This is a genomic window from Neobacillus sp. SRL179 (assembly GCF_984799095.1).
Genome location: NZ_OZ481792.1, coordinates 5,037,314 through 5,059,049, shown reverse-complemented (window position 1 = coordinate 5,059,049; position 21,736 = coordinate 5,037,314). Strand labels below are relative to the sequence as shown.

General features: G+C 39.1%; 22 protein-coding genes. 21 read left to right on the top strand and 1 reads right to left on the bottom strand.

Translation table 11 applies throughout. The features are described from left to right. The first annotated feature begins 1,027 nt into the window (after positions 1-1,027). The 11 genes from rpmH (at position 1,028) to AC4E8C_RS24785 (ending at position 11,474) form a co-directional block, all read left to right on the top strand. Positions 1,028-1,162 (top strand): 50S ribosomal protein L34, encoded by a 135-nt coding sequence (gene rpmH / locus AC4E8C_RS24835; protein ID WP_063255153.1) that lies wholly within the window; start codon positions 1,028-1,030, stop codon positions 1,160-1,162. Between the two features lie 82 nt (positions 1,163-1,244). Further along, complete coding sequence (gene rnpA, locus AC4E8C_RS24830; RefSeq protein WP_490209310.1) at positions 1,245-1,589, top strand: ribonuclease P protein component; 345 nt, start codon at positions 1,245-1,247, stop codon at positions 1,587-1,589. A gap of 163 nt (positions 1,590-1,752) precedes the next feature. After that, complete coding sequence (spoIIIJ, locus tag AC4E8C_RS24825; protein WP_490209309.1) at positions 1,753-2,526, top strand: YidC family membrane integrase SpoIIIJ; 774 nt, start codon at positions 1,753-1,755, stop codon at positions 2,524-2,526. Then, complete coding sequence (jag, locus tag AC4E8C_RS24820; protein ID WP_490209307.1) at positions 2,523-3,173, top strand: RNA-binding cell elongation regulator Jag/EloR; 651 nt, start codon at positions 2,523-2,525, stop codon at positions 3,171-3,173. The genes spoIIIJ and jag overlap by 4 nt, the downstream gene beginning before the upstream one ends. 360 nt (positions 3,174-3,533) lie before the next feature. Continuing rightward, on the top strand, positions 3,534-4,919 hold the full coding sequence (mnmE, locus tag AC4E8C_RS24815) for a tRNA uridine-5-carboxymethylaminomethyl(34) synthesis GTPase MnmE (RefSeq protein ID WP_490209305.1): 1,386 nt from the start codon (positions 3,534-3,536) through the stop codon (positions 4,917-4,919). A 139-nt stretch (positions 4,920-5,058) separates the two neighbouring features. Beyond that, a complete protein-coding gene (mnmG, locus tag AC4E8C_RS24810) occupies positions 5,059-6,948 on the top strand; it encodes a tRNA uridine-5-carboxymethylaminomethyl(34) synthesis enzyme MnmG (RefSeq protein ID WP_490209304.1) in 1,890 nt (629 codons plus the stop codon). 102 nt (positions 6,949-7,050) lie between these two features. Continuing rightward, positions 7,051-7,767 carry a 16S rRNA (guanine(527)-N(7))-methyltransferase RsmG gene (gene rsmG, locus AC4E8C_RS24805; RefSeq protein ID WP_490209303.1) on the top strand — a complete coding sequence of 239 codons (717 nt, stop codon included), beginning with the start codon at positions 7,051-7,053 and terminating at the stop codon, positions 7,765-7,767. A gap of 147 nt (positions 7,768-7,914) precedes the next feature. Then, entirely contained in the window at positions 7,915-8,778 is an 864-nt protein-coding gene (gene noc / locus AC4E8C_RS24800) for a nucleoid occlusion protein (protein ID WP_490209301.1), read from the top strand. Positions 8,779-8,987: 209 nt separating this feature from the next. Further along, the gene (locus AC4E8C_RS24795; RefSeq protein WP_490209299.1) at positions 8,988-9,749 is read left to right on the top strand and encodes a ParA family protein; all 762 of its coding nucleotides are present in this window, start codon (positions 8,988-8,990) and stop codon (positions 9,747-9,749) included. Further along, positions 9,742-10,590: a ParB/RepB/Spo0J family partition protein gene (locus AC4E8C_RS24790; protein ID WP_490209297.1), complete on the top strand. Its 849-nt coding sequence runs from the start codon at positions 9,742-9,744 to the stop codon at positions 10,588-10,590. Before AC4E8C_RS24795 ends, AC4E8C_RS24790 begins: the two co-directional genes overlap by 8 nt. Positions 10,591-10,757: 167 nt before the next feature. Continuing rightward, positions 10,758-11,474, top strand: coding sequence for a DUF554 domain-containing protein (locus tag AC4E8C_RS24785; protein ID WP_490209295.1), 717 nt, complete (start codon positions 10,758-10,760; stop codon positions 11,472-11,474). A gap of 43 nt (positions 11,475-11,517) precedes the next feature. On the opposite strand, the gene yyaC is transcribed toward AC4E8C_RS24785, so the two are convergent. Further along, complete coding sequence (gene yyaC / locus AC4E8C_RS24780) at positions 11,518-12,135, bottom strand: spore protease YyaC (RefSeq protein WP_490209293.1); 618 nt, start codon at positions 12,133-12,135, stop codon at positions 11,518-11,520. Positions 12,136-12,338: 203 nt separating this feature from the next. On the opposite strand from yyaC, the gene AC4E8C_RS24775 reads away from it, so the two are divergent. The 10 genes from AC4E8C_RS24775 to rplI all read left to right on the top strand — a co-directional run bounded on the left by AC4E8C_RS24775 (position 12,339) and on the right by rplI (position 21,660). Next, the gene (locus tag AC4E8C_RS24775) at positions 12,339-13,205 is read left to right on the top strand and encodes a mechanosensitive ion channel family protein (protein ID WP_490209291.1); all 867 of its coding nucleotides are present in this window, start codon (positions 12,339-12,341) and stop codon (positions 13,203-13,205) included. Positions 13,206-13,227: 22 nt separating this feature from the next. After that, a complete protein-coding gene (locus AC4E8C_RS24770) occupies positions 13,228-13,425 on the top strand; it encodes a DUF951 domain-containing protein (RefSeq protein ID WP_490209289.1) in 198 nt (65 codons plus the stop codon). Between the two features lie 80 nt (positions 13,426-13,505). Beyond that, complete coding sequence (locus AC4E8C_RS24765) at positions 13,506-15,512, top strand: molybdopterin-dependent oxidoreductase (protein WP_490209287.1); 2,007 nt, start codon at positions 13,506-13,508, stop codon at positions 15,510-15,512. A 172-nt stretch (positions 15,513-15,684) separates the two neighbouring features. Further along, positions 15,685-16,785 (top strand): redox-regulated ATPase YchF, encoded by a 1,101-nt coding sequence (ychF, locus tag AC4E8C_RS24760; RefSeq protein WP_490209285.1) that lies wholly within the window; start codon positions 15,685-15,687, stop codon positions 16,783-16,785. A 206-nt stretch (positions 16,786-16,991) separates the two neighbouring features. Further along, on the top strand, positions 16,992-17,279 hold the full coding sequence (gene rpsF, locus AC4E8C_RS24755; RefSeq protein ID WP_490209284.1) for a 30S ribosomal protein S6: 288 nt from the start codon (positions 16,992-16,994) through the stop codon (positions 17,277-17,279). A gap of 69 nt (positions 17,280-17,348) precedes the next feature. Continuing rightward, positions 17,349-17,861 (top strand): single-stranded DNA-binding protein, encoded by a 513-nt coding sequence (gene ssb, locus AC4E8C_RS24750; protein ID WP_490209282.1) that lies wholly within the window; start codon positions 17,349-17,351, stop codon positions 17,859-17,861. 47 nt (positions 17,862-17,908) lie between these two features. Beyond that, positions 17,909-18,148 carry a 30S ribosomal protein S18 gene (rpsR, locus tag AC4E8C_RS24745; protein ID WP_007088219.1) on the top strand — a complete coding sequence of 80 codons (240 nt, stop codon included), beginning with the start codon at positions 17,909-17,911 and terminating at the stop codon, positions 18,146-18,148. 122 nt (positions 18,149-18,270) lie between these two features. Beyond that, complete coding sequence (locus tag AC4E8C_RS24740; RefSeq protein ID WP_490209280.1) at positions 18,271-19,215, top strand: YybS family protein; 945 nt, start codon at positions 18,271-18,273, stop codon at positions 19,213-19,215. A gap of 25 nt (positions 19,216-19,240) precedes the next feature. After that, a complete protein-coding gene (locus tag AC4E8C_RS24735) occupies positions 19,241-21,214 on the top strand; it encodes a DHH family phosphoesterase (RefSeq protein ID WP_490209278.1) in 1,974 nt (657 codons plus the stop codon). Next, on the top strand, positions 21,211-21,660 hold the full coding sequence (gene rplI / locus AC4E8C_RS24730; RefSeq protein WP_490209276.1) for a 50S ribosomal protein L9: 450 nt from the start codon (positions 21,211-21,213) through the stop codon (positions 21,658-21,660). The genes AC4E8C_RS24735 and rplI overlap by 4 nt, the downstream gene beginning before the upstream one ends. Positions 21,661-21,736: the final 76 nt, after the last annotated feature.

Genomic DNA, 21,736 nt, shown 5'->3' with positions numbered 1-21,736 from the left:
CTAGTATCCCTCCTTTTATCATTAAAAATTTATCTAAACTAAAGACTCTCATTATGACTGTCTAACTCCAATAAATATTTTTTCTAACGGAGTATTCTCTTGGCAACCGGGAAATTGTTTGACTAAAAGTTCCGTGAAAAAATAAGGTTTATACTAGCAGTTCAACCTATTAATTTATAAATATACGAAACAGTGGTTGTGGAAAACATATAATAAGGAAAAAATGTGGAGTTTCGACAATATCCACCGCCTGTGGACAAGTTTCTACATATCGTTAGAATAAACTATCCACACGTTATCCACAACTGTGGATAACGTATTGTCTATGATGGAGTTATTCAGAGTGAAAACACAAATATAATAACAAATAATTGCAGGACGTGCAATGCCTTTTCGTAGTTTATCCACAACTGTCACATTCTGTGTATAATAATTGTCCACAAGCGAATGATTTGTGCAAAACTTGTCAATATCGTGTGTGGATAAAGAAAAAATGTCGAAAAATTTATCCACAGGGTAGAAAGAAAAGCGGAAACGACCGTTTAGCAGCGTATGGCCTGGAGCACATCGACTGAGATAAGGTGAAACTTCAATCAGCGAATGTTCTTCTCGCTGATTGTTAGTTGAACCAATCGGGTTCTTACGGGCAGTTGAAAGTTACTGCCCGTTAAACGCGATAAAGGAAACACGGAGAGCGAAAGCGATCCGATGTTGACTTATCGTAGGGAGATGAGCGAAGGACACTAGCTGCTGGTCGTTGGAGCTAGACAAAAAGAAAAGTGGAAACGACCGTTTAGGAGCTAGACAAAAAGAAAAGCAGGAACGATAAAAGAAATTTTTTTAATCAGTTTGATCACGGAGAACATACCTATAGAATTTCTGGAAATGGACTAAAACATGTTCGAAAAAAATTGGAAATGGGAATAATATTAGGAGAGTGTTGACAACTTACTAGTGACATCTTTATAATAAGTTAGACTGTCAAAAGTGTTTAACTTGATAGCTATTCCTCAGGGAGGTGTCATATATGAAAAGAACATATCAACCAAATAAACGTAAACATAGTAAAGTTCACGGTTTCCGTAGTCGTATGAGCTCAGCAAACGGACGTAAGGTTCTAGCTCGTCGTCGTCAAAAGGGAAGAAAAGTATTATCAGCCTAGACCACTGAACAGTCAGTGGTCTTTTTTCTCATTAGAAGAAGAAAATAGATTATTCTCACCATAAAATAAAGGAGTTTTTTTTATGAAAAAAGAATTCCGAATTAAAAAGAATAAAGAATTTCAAGCGGCGTTCCAACAGGGCCGCTCGTTTGCTAATCGGCAATTCGTTGTTTACGGATTAGAAAAAGAGGGACAAGACTTTTTTCGAATCGGCTTGTCTGTAAGTAAGAAGATTGGCAATGCTGTAACAAGGAATAGAATTAAACGCTATGTAAGACAAGTTATTTTTGAATTACATGATTCTCTGACCTCAGGCTACGATTATGTGATCATTGCCAGAAAACCAACGGCGGAAATGGACTTTTTTGAGGTCAAGAAGAGTTTGACACATGTTCTCAAAGTTGGAAAAGTCTTAAAGAAAAATTAATTTTAGGGAATTAAGACAATCCCTTCAAAAAAATGATAAAATGATAAGCGAAAGCGCCTTGGGCGCGGAAGCTAGTCATCCCAAGGTTCAAAGAGATAAATTTAGTTGTTATTTGTTTAAGTACATAAATTTTTCAATATATGTAGCAGGGAGGAAAATTTGGTTGAAAAAACGAATATTACTTTCGTTCGGTATGCTTTCTGTGTTCTTATTTCTTACAGGTTGCAGCGAAATTAAGAAGCCGATTACATCGGAAAGTACAGGTTTTTGGAATGAATATATTGTCTATCCACTATCATGGGTCATTAAAGAAGGAGCACATTTGCTCTGGGGAAGCTATGGTTTATCCCTTATTGTTGTAACTATATTAATCCGTTTATGTATTTTACCGCTGATGATCAAGCAGACAAGAAGCTCTAAAGCAATGCAGGCGTTGCAGCCTGAAATGAAGGCGCTTCGCGAAAAGTATAGCTCAAAAGATCAAAAGACACAGCAAAAACTGCAGCAGGAAACGATGGCTCTTTTTCAAAAGCATGGAGTTAATCCAATGGCAGGCTGTTTTCCATTAATCGTGCAAATGCCAATTTTGATAGGGTTTTATCATGCGATTTCAAGGACAAGAGAAATTGCCCAAGATAGTTTCTTATGGTTTGACCTTGGGGAAAAGGATCCATATTATATCTTGCCGATTGTTGCTGGAATTACAACTTTTATCCAGCAAAAGATTATGATGGCTGGCCAGGAAGCCAACCCGCAAATGGCAATGATGACGTGGATGATGCCGATTATGATTGTATTCTTTGCGTTTAGTTTCCCCGCAGCTCTTTCCTTGTACTGGGTTGTCGGAAATATATTTATGATTGTTCAAACATATTTTATTAAAGGACCGGATTTAAGGGCAAATGCCACCGGTAATGTGGGAGGAGCAAAAAAGTGAAACAGGTAACTGCTACAGGACAAACTGTCGAAGAAGCAGTAGAATCAGCTTTAGCTCAATTACAAACCACCAAAGACCGCACAGATATAGATGTTATTGATGAGGGGAAAAAAGGGATTTTTGGTATTTTTGGATCACGTCCAGCCGTTGTTAAAGTAACAGTTATTATTGATCCCATTGAAGAAGCAAAGAAATTTCTCACCCAAGTGTGTGATCAAATGGGTGCACCATCACAAATAGAAATTAAACGAGATGGGAAACAGGTAACCTTTGCGATGACAGGCGAAAAAATTGCTCTTTTAATTGGAAAAAGAGGTCAAACGCTCAATTCGCTGCAATATTTGACCCAGCTTGTCATTAATCGCTTTTCCAAACAATACTTAACCGTGATTCTTGATGCGGAAGATTACCGAAATAGAAGAAATGAAACGCTAATCCAGTTGGCTCATCGCTTAGCAGGAAAGGCGATCAAAACAGGAAAAGATGTGGCATTAGAACCTATGCCTTCATATGAGCGTAAAGTGATTCATACCGCTCTATCGGAAAACAAACGGGTAAAAACATTTTCTGATGGAACTGAACCACACCGATTTATTGTGATTACACCCGTTAAAAGAGAAGTCTCTTATAACTATAAAAGATCATAAATCAGGCACCCTAAAGTTAGGGTGTTTTTTTTGCGTAAAAATTTTTGCAACTGTACCATCTGTGGATAACTTTTTAAATATTCTAAGAATGTTTATCTGAGTTGCCTTATATTGTTATTCACATGTTGATAAGTTAAAATAATAAATGGGCAAATTTGTAGTTGTGGATAAATAGCCGCTAGGCAGGAACACTTTTTTATCAGAATTTGATGTGGTATTCTAATATTTTATAGATTTGGTGCTCGTATCTTTGCTTTAATAGCTGGTGCAGCCATGGTGGACATCGTCCACTTAATGATAGCTAATAAAACAATCGTTTATAATAGAGTGTATTTTTTTCTAATTTGTGAGGTGAAAGAAATGGAATACGATACAATTGCGGCGATCTCGACACCAATGGGGGAGGGAGCCATAGCAATTGTCCGTTTGAGTGGTGATGAAGCAATCTCAATAGCAGACAAGCTATTTCGGGGGATTGGTGGAAAAAGGTTAACAGAAGCAGCAAGCCATACCATTCATTACGGACATTTACTCGATCCAAAAAGCGATGAAGTGATCGAGGAGGTAATGGTCTCGGTTATGAAAGGTCCGAAGACTTTTACGAAAGAGGATGTCGTCGAAATTAACTGTCACGGTGGGATCGTTTCCGTTAATCGAGTGCTGCAGCAAGTGTTAAAGTATGGAGCTAGATTAGCGGAGCCAGGTGAATTTACAAAACGTGCTTTTCTAAATGGCCGGATTGATTTATCACAGGCTGAGGCTGTGATGGATTTAATAAGAGCAAAAACAGATCGGGCCATGAATGTAGCACTTGGTCAAATGGAAGGGCGTTTATCCAACTTAATTCGTAAACTAAGGCAGGAGATTTTAGAAGTCCTTGCCCATGTTGAAGTTAATATAGATTATCCTGAATATGATGATGTCGAAGAAATGACTCATAAGATGCTGTTAGAAAAAGCCCGTTTTGTTCGTGATGAGATTCAAAAACTCTTACAAACATCGCAGCAAGGAAAAATTTTACGAGAAGGTTTGTCAACGGTGATTGTTGGACGGCCTAATGTCGGCAAGTCATCGCTGCTAAATAGTCTTGTTCATGAAAATAAGGCCATCGTGACCGATATTCCTGGGACGACTCGAGATGTCATTGAGGAATATGTAAATGTCCGCGGCGTACCACTTAGATTGTTGGATACAGCTGGAATTCGGGAAACAGAGGACATTGTAGAACGAATTGGAGTGGAGCGTTCCCGCCAGGTTTTAAAAGAAGCTGATTTGATCTTACTTGTGTTAAATTACGCGGATCAGTTAACTGCTGAGGATGAAAGTCTCTTTGAAGTAGTTAAAGGAATGGATACTATCGTAATTGTGAATAAAACAGACTTACCACAGCAAATGGATATGGAACGGGTTCATGAACTGGCAAAAGAACATAAACTTGTCACGACTTCATTACTTGAAGATCAGGGTGTCGATGCATTGGAGGAAGCCATTGCTTCACTATTTTTCTCTGGATCGATTGAAGCGGGCGATATGACATATGTGTCAAACAGCCGGCATATTGCCTTATTAAATCAAAGTCTGCAAACGATTGAGGATGCAATTGCTGGGGTTGAAATGGGTACCCCAATTGATATCGTTCAAATTGATATGACAAGAACGTGGGAATTACTTGGCGAAATTACGGGAGACAGTGTCCATGAAACTTTGATTGATCAGTTATTCTCGCAATTTTGTTTAGGAAAATAGACACGTTGAAAAACATTAGGTTCTCTGATGCCTTCATTGGATAGAATAAGTAGAAAAGTAACTACACTAGTTTAAAAGTTGAGCTGAAACTGGACTAAGAAGTAACGTTTCCGTTATGAAACGGAAAAGGAGGAAACACATGCAATACGAAGCAGGTAATTTTGACGTGATTGTCGTTGGTGCAGGGCATGCCGGCTGTGAAGCAGGACTGGCCGCAGCTAGACTTGGTGCCAAAACTTTAATGATTACAATAAATTTAGATATGGTGGCCTTTATGCCATGTAACCCTTCAATCGGCGGACCCGCTAAAGGAATCGTAGTGCGGGAAATTGATGCACTCGGCGGGGAAATGGGAAAAAATATTGATAAAACCTATGTCCAAATGAGGATGTTAAACACCGGTAAAGGTCCGGCAGTTCATGCCTTACGCGCACAAGCTGATAAATTTGATTATCAGCATGAGATGAAGAAAACACTTGAAGATGAACCTAATTTAACGCTCCTCCAAGGGATGGTTGAAAAATTGATCGTTGAGGACGGCGTCGTCAAAGGGGTTATTACAAAAACGGGTGCGATTTACTCTTCAAAAACAGTCGTTATTACGACAGGAACTTATCTTCGCGGGGAAATTATTCTTGGTGAATTGAAATATTCGAGCGGTCCTAATAATCAACAGCCATCCATTAAATTATCCGAGCATTTAGAAGAGCTTGGATTTGAATTAGTACGCTTTAAGACGGGGACTCCGCCAAGGGTGGATAGTAACACAATCGATTACAGCAAAACGGAAATTCAACCTGGTGATGAGGTTCCAAGGTCTTTCTCTTATGAAACAACGAAATATATAACCGACCAGCTTCCATGTTGGTTAACGTATACAAATGACCGCACACACCAAATTATTGATGCAAATCTGCACCGTTCCCCGATGTTCTCCGGCATGATTAAAGGAACGGGACCAAGATATTGCCCATCCATTGAAGATAAGGTGGTTCGCTTTAATGATAAGCCGCGTCACCAAATTTTCCTTGAACCTGAAGGAAGAAATACAAAAGAAGTCTATGTCCAAGGAATGTCAACCAGCTTACCTGAAGATGTCCAACAGCAAATGCTTCGAACCGTTCCCGGCTTAGAAAACGCGCAAATGATGAGAGCCGGTTATGCGATTGAATACGATGCGATTGTCCCAACACAGCTTTGGCCAACACTTGAAACCAAAGTAGTCCAAGGCTTGTATACGGCGGGGCAAATAAATGGTACATCCGGGTATGAAGAAGCGGCTGGTCAAGGAATCATGGCCGGTATTAATGCAGGATTAAATGCATTAGGACGGGAGCAACTAGTGTTAAGCCGCTCCGATGCCTATATCGGGGTATTAATTGATGATTTAATTACGAAGGGAACAAATGAACCTTATCGTTTATTAACTTCACGAGCAGAATATCGTCTTCTCCTGCGTCATGATAATGCGGACCTCAGATTAACAGAGATTGGTCATCAAATTGGCTTAATTCGTGATGAACGTTATCAAGCATTTTTAGTAAAAAAAGAAGCAGTTGAAACAGAAAAGCAGCGTCTTCAATCAACTATCCTAAAACCATCTGCGGAAGTCCAAGCATTGATTCGCAGCGTGGGCGGCAGTGAACTGAAAGACGGCATTCATGCAGCAGATTTGTTAAAAAGACCAGAAATGACCTATGAATTGATTGAACAACTGACAAAAAGTGAAATTGACTTGGATCAAGATATAAAAGAACAAGTTGAAATTCAAATTAAGTATGAGGGCTATATTGAAAAATCACTCCAACAAGTGGAACGCTTAAAGAAAATGGAAAATAAGAAGATCCCTGAGAATATTGATTATAATGCCATTAATGGCCTTGCTACAGAAGCCAAACAGAAGCTAAAGAAAATCAAACCATTATCACTTGCTCAAGCATCTCGGATCTCCGGAGTCAATCCTGCTGATATTTCTATTTTACTTGTGTACCTAGAGCACGGCAGAATTGCAAAAGTTTCTAATGAATAAAAGCTAAGACACAACATCATTCAATATAGAAAAGTATGGGAGCCTTGGTTTTGACCATAACCAAGGCATTCATACTGGACAGTTAGTGAGGAAGATTTGTTAATGAACATTGAACAATTTGCAGCCAACCTTCGAGATAAGGGGATTACCCTATCCGAGCATCAGCTTAACCAATTTGAAACCTACTTTACGACCCTGGTTGAGTGGAATGAAAAAATGAATTTAACGGCCATCACAGAAAAGGCTGATGTGTATTTAAAGCATTTTTATGATTCCATTACGGCTTCGTTTTATTTTGATTTTACAAAAACGTTCCATCTTTGTGATGTTGGAGCCGGTGCAGGTTTCCCAAGCATCCCGTTAAAAATTGTTTTCCCACAACTCGAAGTGACAATTGTTGATTCATTAAACAAGCGGATTTCATTTTTACATCATTTGGCCGATGTTTTAAAATTAGAAAATGTCCATTTTGTACATGATCGTGCGGAAACATTTGGCGTTAATCCCGCCTACAGGGAAAACTTTGATGTGGTAACAGCAAGAGCAGTAGCTAGAATGTCTGTTTTAAGTGAGTTTTGTTTACCACTTGTAAAGGTGGGCGGACATTTTATAGCGATGAAGGCCTTGCACGCTAAGGAAGAATTAGAAAACGGTCAAAAGGCTATTACTACTCTGGGCGGCAAGCTGGAGGATGTTTACACATTTACACTGCCAATGGAAGACAGTGAAAGAACCATTTTAGTGATAAAAAAAGAAAAGCAAACGCCAAAGAAATACCCTCGGAAGCCTGGGACACCGGCCAAAACACCAATTGAATAAAACAAGTTGGTCCGAAGGTAAACAATTATTCTCTTCTTATAAAAAACAAGCCATTCAACTATTTTTATAAAAATGGTATCCTAGGCAGGAAGAATTTATTTAAATAGAGAATAACTAATAGGGAGTTTCGTAAAGGTGGTGTTGGGGATGAAGAGTTCATTTACACGCTTTTTTGGCCTCGGCGAAAAGGGAGATCAAGAGGTTGAGCTAGAGCAAGAGATAGAAATGGAACGAAACGATGAGATAAAAAAAATACCGATTAACCAAATTATTCCAAACCGATTCCAGCCACGGACGGTATTTGATGAAGAAAAAATAGAAGAGTTATCACGAACGATTCATATACATGGTATTATTCAACCAATCGTAGTCCGTGAGTTTGCGATTGATAAATACGAAATTATTGCCGGAGAGCGGCGTTGGCGGGCAATGAAAAAGCTTGGCTGGGCGGAAGCACCTGCTATTGTTAAAAATCTTTCCGATACAGAAACAGCTTCTGTGGCCCTCATTGAAAATTTACAACGAGAAAATTTATCTCCGATTGAAGAGGCAATTGCATACGGGAAGCTGCTTGAACTGCACAACTTGACACAAGAAGCATTAGCACAGCGTCTTGGAAAGGGGCAGTCAACTGTAGCCAATAAACTTCGGCTCCTTAAATTGCCGCAGCCTATTCAGGATGCTTTATTAAACAAAATTATTACGGAGCGCCATGCCCGTGCCTTGATCCCTCTGAAGGATCCAGAAAAACAAGTAACTCTGCTTGCTGAAGTAATTGAGAGAAATCTAAATGTAAAGCAAACAGAAGAACGGGTCGTAAAGCTGCTTGAACAAAAAACGGATAAACCAAAGCCAAAACGAAAAGCTTTTAGTAAGGATATGAGAATTGCAGTTAATACTATTCGACAATCGTTATCAATGGTATCTGATAGCGGCATTAAATTGGACGCGGAAGAAGAAGAATTTGATGAATTTTACCAATTTACCATCCGCATTCCCAAGAAAAAATAATTAGTTCATTAGAATCAGACCATGTTGTATGGCTGATTTTTTTTGTGTTGGGAATATTTTTAGAAAAAAAACAACAATAAATAAAATCATGCTAAAATAGAGGAATGGAGTTTTACTTTCCCCTCTTGATAGGGGATAATTATTCATAGATTAGGTAGTTGCTAGAATACTAAAATACAATTTTTTGAGAAATATAGGTAGGTGACAACGTGGGGAAAATCCTTTCAATCGCAAATCAAAAAGGTGGAGTCGGTAAGACGACAACCTCTGTCAACCTAGGCGCCTGTTTAGCACATATAGGAAAACGGGTCTTATTAGTAGACATTGACCCGCAGGGAAATGCAACAAGCGGGGTTGGAATAGAAAAAGCAGAAGTCGAACAGTGTATATATGATGTTTTGGTTGATGATGTGGAAGCAAATGATGTAATAAAACAGACATCCATTGAAAATTTGTCTGTCATTCCTGCTACGATTCAATTAGCAGGAGCGGAGATTGAATTGGTTCCAACGATTTCAAGAGAGGTCCGTTTAAAACGTGCACTTGGAGAAGTTAAAGATCGATTCGATTATATCATTATTGATTGTCCGCCGTCCCTAGGGTTATTAACGCTTAATGCATTAACTGCCTCAGACGCTGTCTTAATTCCCGTCCAGTGTGAGTACTATGCATTAGAAGGGTTAAGTCAATTATTAAATACAGTAAGGCTGGTACAAAAGCATCTAAATCAGGACTTAAAGATCGAAGGCGTGTTATTAACCATGCTGGATGCTCGAACCAACCTTGGTATTCAAGTTATTGAAGAAGTGAAAAAGTATTTCCAAGATAAAGTCTATAAAACCATTATTCCAAGAAATGTACGTCTAAGTGAAGCCCCAAGTCATGGTGAACCCATTATTTCGTATGATTCAAAATCACGGGGAGCTGAAGTTTATTTAGATTTAGCAAAGGAAGTGGTCTCGAATGGCTAAAGCTTTAGGAAAGGGTCTAAATGCCTTTTTTTCGGATGCTAGTAAGGAAGAAAATGTCCAAGAATTAAAGATTAAGGATCTTCGCCCTAACCCTTACCAGCCACGGAAAACCTTCCAGCAAGATGCAATTGACGAATTAAGAGATTCTATTTTGGAACACGGTATCCTGCAGCCGCTTGTCGTCCGCAAAAGTATCAAGGGCTATGAAATTGTCGTGGGAGAACGCCGTTTCCGCGCTGCAAAGGCAGCAAAGCTTGAAACAGTTCCTGCGGTTGTCCGCGATCTCTCCGAGCAGCAAATGATGGAGTTAGCTGTATTAGAAAATTTACAACGGGAAGATTTAAACCCTATTGAAGAGGGACAAGCTTATCAAACCTTAATGGAAAAGTTAAAACTGACCCAGGAAGAGGTTTCCAAGCGATTAGGTAAAAGCCGACCTCATGTAGCCAACTATGTTCGGCTGCTTTCCCTCCCTCCTGTCATTCAAGAGTTGATCTCAACAGGGAAAATTTCAATGGGTCACGGACGTGCATTATTAGGACTGCGGCAAAAAGCTAAGCTGCAAGTATTAGTAGATAAAGTAATCAACGAAGGGCTAAATGTCCGTCAGTTAGAAAAATTAATACAGCAATTAAATGAAAATGTTTCACGTGAAACAAAAAAGCCTGAAAAGAAAAAGAATGTCTTTTTACAGGAGCGGGAACACACCCTGCGTGAACGGTTTGGGACTACCGTGAATATTAAACAAAATAAGAATAAGGGGAAAATTGAAATTGAATTTTTCTCACAAGAGGATTTAGAACGGATCCTGGAAATGCTTGATCATGAGGATTCAATATAAGAAAAGCGGAAGCGCCCTGGTCAGCGGCGTATGGCCTGGAGCTGGACATTTCTCAAAGCCAAAACTTATATATGTAATTAGACCATCATCGGGATGGTTTATTTTTTTAAAGGATGCTAGCTCAGTACTACTATATTTCGAGAGGCGAAACTAAAGGTGAATTTACAATGTTTTTAATTGGTACACTTGTTAACGGGCTTTTAATTATTATTGGTACACTGTTGGGGAAGTTTTTAAATCGAATCCCGGAAAGTATGAAAGTAACGGTTATGTTTGCCATTGGTTTGTCGGTTATGGTGCTAGGGCTGCAAATGGGGTTAAAAAGTGAAAACTTCCTCATTGTTATTATTAGCTTGGTTGTCGGCGCGGTGGCAGGTGAACTATTACGATTAGAAGATAAATTAAATGAATTGGGCGGCTGGCTAGAATTAAAGGTCGGTTCAAACGGTAAGGGAAGCATTTCTGAGGGATTTGTTACCGCTACGTTAATCTTTGTAATTGGTGCCATGGCCATTATTGGAGCTCTTGATAGCGGCATCCGCGGCGATCATTCTGTATTATATACAAAATCGCTCATTGACGGTTTTACTGCGTTAATACTAACCACAACCTTAGGGATTGGTGTTATCTTTTCAGCAATTCCGGTAGTTGTCTATGAAGGATTAATTGCCTTATTTGCCACTCAAATTGATCAGTTTGTTCCTAAAGAGTTAATGGATCAGTTTATCGTTGAGATGACAGCGACGGGTGGAGTCATGATTTTTGCGATTGGCTTAAACCTGACGGGTATGGTAAAAATAAAGGTAGCGAACCTGTTGCCGGCTATAGTTGTCACAGGAATAATTGTCACCATTATGTATAATTATCAGCATATTTTGCATTAAAATAGTAAAAAGAGTAAACACAAGTAACGTGTTTGCTCTTTTTTTAGTTCATCTTCTCTTCTTCCTGCCAATTTATCTCTGTCCATTTATGTTTTGCAGGATAAAGGAGACTTGCTTGATAGATTCCGCCTGCAATGGTTTTGGCCATTTTCATGACAAGGTTTAAACGGGTATTTTGTAAAACAAAAAACTCCATAAACCCACTGACATTAACTATTCCTGTGATATGTATATCTCCTACAGCAGGAAGTTCCTTGTTTACTCCAGCTCCAGGTTTGACAGGGCCGTTTCCAACTTGAATGGCACCCACATTCTTGGTTCGTCCTAGGCAGGCATCGATGCCGATAATATAAGGATTACCATATTTGCTGTGAATCTCATCCAGCCTTTCAGCAAGATTAACAGCGTGTATGGGTTGATCTAATGTTCCATAAACGTGAAAATTTTGGAGGTTCTTTTCCTCAAGCAGCGTCCCAACGAGTGGTCCTAATGAATCGCCTGTGGAGCGGTCTGTCCCAATACAAACAAATACAATCGGCTGGCCGGTCATACTGGGAATATTCAGAAGTAATTCCGCAGCTAGGTTTTCAGCAGCCTGATGATCATCATGGATGATTTGTAATTTGCTCCTCCTATCAAAAAAGCTAGTCTTCAGATTCATTAAGTCCACTCCCTAATTACGATTGTTGTCACAGTCTAGCTCCAGCGCCATAAACGGCCGCCTCCGCTTTTTAATCATTATACGGAAAATTTCGAAAATCTATACATGGCGGGGATAGAAAAACAAAAAATCATAATGATACAATATAGGAAGAAAAATTGTTAAAATAGATGAGGTAAATTGTTTTTAGGATGGTGTAATAAATGAATCTCTCAACAAAGGGAATTCAAGACGATTTTAGTAAAATTCAAAATGAAGATACCTGGCTGAACCTTGGTGAAGGGTTACTTAAAATTATTGCTATTTTAGTTATTGCAAATATCATTGTACGGATTGGAAAAGTGGCTATTCACAACTTTTTTAAGATTAGAAATTTGTCACCGCTTAATACATCTGCACGCCGTGAAGATACCCTTTCTAAGCTGCTTGATAGTGTTCTAACTTATGTGGTTTATTTTATTGCCCTTATGATGGTTCTTTCCGTCTTAGGAATTGATGTAAAGGCACTAATTGCCGGAGCAGGAGTCGTTGGATTGGCGGTAGGTTTTGGCGCACAAAGCTTAGTGAAAGACGTTATTTCTGGTTTCTTTATTATTTTTGAAGACCAATTTTCAGTCGGCGATCATGTTCGCATAGGAGAATTTGAGGGTAATGTCGAAACAATTGGTTTAAGAACAACGAAAATTAAAAGCTGGACAGGCGAAGTTCATATTTTACCGAATGGCAGTATCACGCAAGTAACCAATTTTTCAATTAATAACAGCCTTGCGATTATTGATATTGCAATTTCCTCTGGAGAAGACATTCAACGGGCAGAAGAAGTGATTGCGGACGCCCTCCCATCGATGTCAAGCAAATATGAAGAGTTAACTAAAGCTCCGGAGCTGTTAGGGATCCAATCAATTGGTGTAAACGAGGTTATTTTACGGATAATAGCAGAAACCCTGCCCATGAAGCATGCAGGAGTTACGAGGGCGATTCGGAAGGATATTAAATTGATATTAGACGAGAATGGTATTAAAGCTCCGAATTTAAACCTGTTGATGTACAAGGGCGGCACTGGACAATAATATAGAACCGGAGGGTTTTAGTATGGAAGAAAAAGAATATGCCCTAAATGATGTTGTTGAAATGAAGAAACAGCATCCTTGTGGAACCAATCGTTGGAAAATTATCCGTTTGGGGATGGATATAAGGATTAAATGTGAAGGCTGCGGACACAGCGTTCTCATTCCTAGAAAAGAGTTTTCACGGAAAATGAAAAAGATATTGGTAAAGCATGAAGGGTAATATTTCATGCTTCTTTTTTTATTTATTTGTATTATGCTTATTTCAATAGTAGAAATAGCCGCGTAACGGGGGTGGAGAGTTTGGCAGAGGTTCATAAAGCAGCATGTCCATTAAATTGTTGGGATAGCTGTGGTTTCAATGTAACCGTCGAACAGAACAAGGTGGTGAAAGTAGAGGGTGATCCAGATCATCCTATCACCAAGGGGAAGATTTGCGGCCGAGGCCGAATGCTGGCAGCAAGAACAAATTCAGGGGAACGCTTGCTGCATCCTTTAAAAAAGGTTGATGGTGCTTTTGTACAAATTACTTGGGAGCAGGCACTCGATGAAATCGCTGATAAGTTAATAGAAATAAAAGAGCATTATGGGACAACTGCTGTCCTGCATAGCCATGATTACGCGAACAATGGAATCTTGAAAAACCTTGATCAGCGCTTTTTTAATTGTTATGGAGGGGTGACGGAGCTTTATGGTTCACTGTGTTGGGGTGCAGGCATAGAGGCACAAAAATGGGATTTCGGTAATGCTGGCAGTCATGAACCAGACGACATTTTTAATAGTAAGAATATCATTATTTGGGGCCGGAATGTAGCCCGAACCAATATGCACCTATATGAAAAATTGCTGCAAGCTAAGAAACAGGGTGTCAAAATATATGTGATTGACCCACTGTTTAATGCAACAGCCAAAATAGCTGATGACTATTTTACTGTTAAGCCTGGCATGGATGGTCTTTTAGCAGCTGGAATTATGAAAGAAATGCTTCGGTTAGGATTAGGGGACTGTGGGTTTATAGAGCAATTTACCCATGGTTTTGAGGATTTAGTTGAGCTGCTTGACAGCATTTCCTTAGAAAACATATGTGAAATGACAGAAGTGCCGTGTCATGTCATCACTAAATTGGCCCAGGTTTATGGAGAAAGACCAACAGCAACCTTTATGGGCCTAGGGTTACAACGATATCGGAATGGTGGTAATACGATTCGCCTGATTGATGCACTTGTGGCAATAAGCGGAAACATTGGTATTGCCGGAGGCGGGGCCAATTATGCTAATCTTCAAGTGGGTCAGAGCTTTGCTTTTGATGAATTGACACTTCCTGGGCGCAAACAACAGCACCGCCAGTTTTCTATAATGAAACAGGCAGAAGACATTTTAAAAGCCACTAATCCATCCATAAAAATGATTGTAGTCACCTGTGGAAATCCGCTTACACAAGTGCCTGACACCCATATAGTTCAAAAAGCCTTCTCTTCTGTTGAAACCCTCATTGTAATAGATCAATTTTTGACGGATACAGCGATGCTCGCCGATTATGTATTACCGACAGCAACGGCGTTTGAAGAGGAAGATCTTTATTATTCATCCATGTATCATCATTATGTGAACTATGGTCCAAAACTTGTTCCATCTCCCGGTGAAGCCAAGCCGGATTTATGGATTTGGACACAATTAGCGAATAGGCTTGGCTTCGGAGCAGATTTTGATTTTTCAAGGGAAGAATACCTGCAAATGACACTAAAATCATTGGCGGAAAAAGGGATTACTCTTGAGAAAATAAAACAACAGAATCATGTGGAACTTCCGGTTGAAAAAGTACCTTGGCACGATCATTTGTTTGAAACAGCGACAGGTAAATTTGAATTCACTTCCCACTTAGGCCAGCAAAAGGGCGTTAATGGACGGTTAACATTAGCGGTTCCATCTGAATCAAAATGGGAGAACCCACTGCTTGCAGAGAAATATCCCTATAATCTGCTGACTATTCATCCATTACGCTCTAACCATTCCCAGCATTATCATCTCCTAGGCGAGAAGGTAAAGCTTAAAGTTGAAGTGGCTGCAAATATTGCTGAGGATATTGGCCTGAATAATGATGATTATGTGAGAGTTTGGAATAATCGTGGTGAAATAGCAGGTTATATCACGATATTACCAACGGCACATCCTAATACCATTAATATTGAGGAGGGCATTTGGAAGAGGTTTGGCGGTCCTGTCAATAACCTAACTTCCAGCGGTGAATCTGATAATGGTTTGGGCAGTACGTTATATGATTGTTTAGTTAATCTTGAAAAAATACAATGACTGGTGCTTTTTTGCACCAGTTTTTATAATGTTCTTCGTGGTATAAACGCTTTAGGATTTAGTGTGTACCTTGTCTTTTTAGGATTTGTTGCCTATAATTGTGAGAGGCTTTTTAATATTTAAAACCAATTTCTATATTTAAATAGATTTATTTTTTGAGGAGTGAAAGTGAATGGCATTAACAGCTGGTATTGTAGGTTTGCCTAACGTTGGTAAATCTACTTTATTTAACGCAATTACACAGGCAGGAGCGGAATCAGCCAATTATCCCTTCTGTACGATTGATCCAAACGTTGGAATCGTCGAAGTACCTGACCATCGTTTACAAAAATTAACCGAGCTTGTCCAACCGAAAAAAACCGTGCCAACTGCATTTGAATTTACCGATATTGCCGGGATTGTAAAAGGGGCTAGTAAAGGTGAAGGACTTGGAAACAAATTCCTATCGCATATCCGCCAAGTGGATGCCATCTGCCAAGTCGTCCGCTGTTTTGCTGATGAAAATATTACACATGTATCAGGAAAAGTTGACCCAATTGATGATATTGAAACCATTAATCTAGAGTTAATCCTTGCTGATATGGAATCAGTAGAGAAGCGGATTAATCGTGTGGAAAAACTGGCCAAGCAAAAAGATAAGGATGCGGCTGCAGAGTTTGAAGTACTGTCCATGCTTCGTGATGCCTTTGAAGCAGAAAAGCCGGCTCGTACAGTTGATTTTACTGAAGAACAACTTAAATTAGTGAAAGGCATGCATCTTTTAACCATAAAACCTGTTCTTTATGTGGCAAATGTTAGTGAAGATGATATTGCTGATCCTGCTGCAAATGAATACGTTCAAAAAGTTCGTGAATTCGCAGCGGCTGACAATGCCGAAGTAATTGTCATTTGTGCAAAAATTGAAGAAGAAATCGCAGAGCTCGAAGGCGATGAAAAAGCCATGTTCCTATCGGAACTTGGAATTGAAGAGTCCGGTTTGGACCAATTAATCCGTGCAGCCTATAGTCTGCTTGGTTTAGCTACCTACTTTACTGCAGGTGTACAAGAAGTACGGGCATGGACATTCAAAAAGGGTATGAAGGCTCCTCAATGTGCGGGGATTATCCATTCTGATTTCGAACGTGGTTTTATCCGTGCTGAAATTGTATCCTATGACGACCTGCTTGCAGCTGGCAGTCACAATGCTGCAAAAGAGGCCGGCAAGGTTCGTCTTGAAGGAAAAGAATACGAAGTAAAAGACGGCGATGTTATCCATTTCCGCTTTAACGTTTAATAAAGTTGTAGTACGCAAACACTAATTTTCTCCTTTGGCTCTGCATATAGTGCAGGGCCTTTTAATAATGAAAAAGAAGCAAAAAAAGTCATTATTGTGAAGGACATTGCATTTCTATTTTAACTATGGTATAATTTCAACTTGTGAGTAATGAATAATTGCTCCTTGCCCATTCGGGCCGTTTAGACCAAAAGGAGGTGACTGTGATGAAAAAGTACGAAATCATGTACATCATCCGCCCAAATATTGAAGATGAAGCGAAAAAGGCTCTTGTTGAGCGTTTTAATACAATTCTTCTTGAAAATGGTGCGGAAACTGCTGAAACTAAAGATTGGGGTAAACGCCGTCTTGCATACGAAATCAACGATTTCCGCGACGGATACTACCAAATCGCTAAAACAACATCTTCAGCTGCTGCAGTGCAAGAATTTTCTCGTCTTGCTAAGATCAGTGAAGATATCATTCGCCATATCGTAATTAAAGAAGAAGAATAAAATATATATTTCTGAAGCTGAATGTTTCACGTGAAACAATTCAGACAGAATGAAAAGGAGTTGATTCTGATGATAAATCGTGTCGTGCTTGTTGGCCGTTTAACAAAAGACCCTGAATTGAAGTTTACTCCAAATGGAGTGGCTGTTGCTACCTTTACCCTTGCAGTAAATCGTCAATTTTCAAATCAGCAAGGTGAACGGGAAGCGGATTTCCTAAACATCGTTGTTTGGCGTAAAGCTGCTGAAAATGTCGCTAACTATTTGAAAAAAGGTAATTTAGCTGGAGTTGATGGTCGTATCCAAGTTCGTACTTACGAGCAGGATGGCAGACGTCAGTACTTTACTGAGATTGTAGCAGATAATGTTCAATTTCTTGAACCAAAGAACTCTTCTGGCGGCGGTGGAAGAAGCAACAACAACGATTATTATGGTGCTCCTCCAATGGAACCACAAGGTACTCCATTTGGCAGCAGCAATCAGAATCAACGTCCAAATCAAAACAATGGTTTCCAACACGTGGACAAGAATCCATTTGAAGGAACAGGTCAGATTGACATTTCCGATGACGATCTGCCCTTCTAAACCGACATTATGAACGAAACAATAAATAATTAAAGGAGGGAATTTTCATGGCAGGAGGACGTAAAGGCGGTCGCGCAAAACGTCGTAAAGTGTGCTATTTCACAGCAAATGGCATTACACGCATCGATTATAAAGATGTAGATTTACTTAAAAAATTCATCTCTGAACGTGGAAAGATTTTACCACGTCGTGTAACTGGTACAAGCGCTAAATATCAACGTAAACTAACAGTTGCAATTAAACGTGCACGTCAAATGGCATTACTACCATTCGTAGCTGGTGAATAGAATGAATAAATTAGGCAGTGAGGGGTTCACCCTTGCTGCCTTTTATTTTTATCTTAAAGTTGAATCACTATGGCTATCTAGCTACAATAGAAGATAGGTTTAAGATATTTAGGGGTGTTGAAGTGAAAAATGTACGCAAACTAACAGAGGGTGCCATCCTTTTGGCAACATTTATGGTTTTGCTATTACTAACAATAAATGTACCAGTTCTAGGCTCCTTTCTAAACTTTGTTTTACCGCTTCCGTTTATATTATTTTCGGCAAAAAATAATGGAAAAAATATTATGGCATTCTTTGCTGCAGCTGTTTTTCTCTCCTTTATTGCAGGCTCCTTTATGGGACTTGCTTTAATGTTACTTTACGGTGCAGTCGGGGTAATTATTGGATATATGCTTCAAAAGGGTAAAAGTAGAACATCCATATTAATTGCGAGTACCCTTACGTTTATTGTTGGATTGATCATTTTTTATGCAGGTAGTGTCGTCTTATTTAAAGTGGACATTATTCATGAACTAGCACAAGCTTTAAAGGAATCCACTAAAATGCAAGAAGATATGTTGAAATCATTAGGCCGGCAAGATCAAATTGAACAACTCAATAAGAAAAATGCTGCTTTAATTAAAATGATTGAAACATTGGCACCAAGTATTTTAGTATTGGCTTCCCTTATCTCGGTTTTTGTGATTCAGTGGATCTGCTTTCCGATTGCGAAAAGATTTGGAACTCCTGTTCAACCGTGGGGGAAACTAAAAAATCTCACTCTTCCAAAAAGCCTTCTATGGTATTACTTAATTTCCTTAGCAGGATTGATGTTATTCCAGCCCCAAGAAGGGACCTATTTATATTTAGTTTTTATTAATGCGAGATATATTTTAGAATTATTTATTGTCCTCCAAGGACTGTCGTTTCTATTTTTTATTCTGGATCAGCGTTCCATTGCCAAAGGACTTGGTGTATTCATAGTAATTCTTACTTTCATCATTCCGATTGTTCATTATATAATAATGTTATTAGGTATTACTGATTTAGGCTTTGATTTTAGAAAGCGATTTGTAAAAAAAGAGTAAGACTTACGTCAAGGAGCTGAAGACTTTGCCTGGATTTTTAGAAAAGCGGTCGATTCGTTACCCTTTTTATGGGCTAATTGGCGTTACAGTAATTCTGCTTATTGTTCTGTCATTATATAATTGGATCTTAAGTGTTGCTGGCCTGTTATTAATGATCTTTCCGGTCTACTATATGTTTGCTATTGACCGTCGTGAGCGAAAAGAGATGGAGACATATATTTCCACGCTTTCTTACCGAGTAAAAAAGGTCGGTGAAGAAGCCCTTATGGAAATGCCAATTGGCATTATGCTCATTAATGACGAGCTTTTTGTTGAATGGGCCAATCCTTATTTATCTTCTTGCTTTGCTGAGGAAACATTGGTAGGTAAGTCACTATACAACCTGGCGGAAACGTTAATTCCTTTAGTTAAGCAGGAAATTGAAACGGAAATCATTACATTGAATGAACGGAAATTTCGTATTGTTCATAAACGGGAGGAGCGGCTCTTATACTTCTTTGATGTAACAGAGCAAACAGAAATTGAGAAAAGGTACCAGGATGACCGCACAGTAATCGCAACGATTTTCTTGGATAATTATGATGACCTTACTCAGGGTATGGATGATCAGATGCGTGGCAGCATTAATAACTTGGTTACTTCTATTTTAAATAAGTGGGCACAGGATAACGGCATTTACTTAAAAAGGGTATCATCTGAGCGGTTTATTGCTGTTTTTAGTGAACGAATTCTTCGTATTCTTGAAAAAGGAAGATTTTCTATTCTGGATGATGTAAGGGAAATGACTGCTAAACACAATGTCTCCTTTACTTTAAGTATTGGTGTTGGTACAGGTGTTACTTCCTTGCCAGAGTTAGGTACCTTAGCCCAATCCAGTCTTGATTTGGCCTTAGGACGAGGCGGAGACCAAGTTGCCATTAAATTACCAAGTGGTAAGGTTAAATTCTTTGGTGGCAAAACAAACCCTGTTGAGAAAAGAACTAGGGTAAGGGCTCGGGTTATTTCACATGCCTTACGAGATTTAATCATGGCCAGTGATAAGGTTATGATTATGGGTCATAAAAACCCTGATATGGATTCCATCGGGGCTAGTATCGGGATTTACAAGGTGGCTCAAATGAATCAAAAGGATGCCTATATTGTTGTAAATACCCAAGAGATGGATAACGGTGTGAAACGGTTAATGAATGAACTTCGTCAACAGCAGGAAATCTATTCACACTTAATCAATTCCGAACAGGCATTGGAGATCGTTACAGATAAAACATTGCTTGTGATTGTTGATACACATAAGCCTTCTATGGTAATGGATGAACGGTTATTAAACAAAATTGATCACGTTGTTGTTATTGATCATCATCGTCGTGGCGAGGAGTTTATAGCGAATCCATTGTTGGTTTATATGGAACCATATGCCTCTTCTACTTCTGAACTGGTAACTGAATTTTTGGAATACCAGCCTAAACGAGGTAAAATAGAAATGATTGAAGCAACTGCGCTTTTAGCAGGCATCATTGTTGATACAAAAAGTTTTACGTTAAGAACCGGTTCACGAACGTTTGATGCTGCCTCCTATTTACGGGCACATGGTGCTGATTCTGTCCTTGTCCAAAAGCTATTGAAGGAAGATGTCAATACATATATAAAAAGATCAAAGCTAATTGAGACTGTTCATTTTTACAGGGATGGGATTGTCGTTGCAAAGGGAGCGGAACATGAGATATATGATCAAGTGCTCATTGCCCAAGCAGCTGATACATTACTCACCATGGATGGGGTGCTTGCCTCCTTCGTTATAGCTAAACGAGGTGAGGGTGTCATTGGAATTAGTGCAAGATCACTTGGTAATATCAATGTGCAGATTATTATGGAAAGCTTGAAAGGCGGCGGGCATTTGACAAATGCAGCAACCCAGTTGACAGGTTTATCCATTGAAGAAACTGAGACACAATTAAAGCTTGCCATTACTGACTATTTTGAAGGAGTGAAGAAGGAATGAAAGTAATCTTTTTAAAGGATGTAAAAGGTAAAGGGAAAAAAGGCGAAGTAAAAAATGTAGCCGATGGCTATGCACATAACTTTTTAATCAAGCAAGGTTTAGCAAAGGAGGCAAATAGTGCGAATATCAGTACACTAGATGCCCAAAAAAAGAAAGAAGAAAAAGCAGCTGCTGAAGAACTTGCAGAAGCCAAAAAAATGAAAGAAGTATTGGACAACATTACGATTGAACTAACAGCTAAAGCTGGAGAAGGCGGCAGACTGTTCGGTTCGATTACAACGAAGCAAATAGCTGAGGAATTGCAAAAGAAACACGGTATTAAAATAGATAAACGCAAAATGGAATTAGCTGATGCAATTCGTACCCTTGGTCACACAAAAGTTCCGGTTAAACTTCATCATGAAGTCACCGCGACATTAACAGTTTCGGTAACAGAAGTAAAGTAGTGGTAACTGTAAAAAATTTGCCAGTACGAAAGTTTGAATAAACATGATAGAATAAAAAAGTAAGCAATTTACTGTG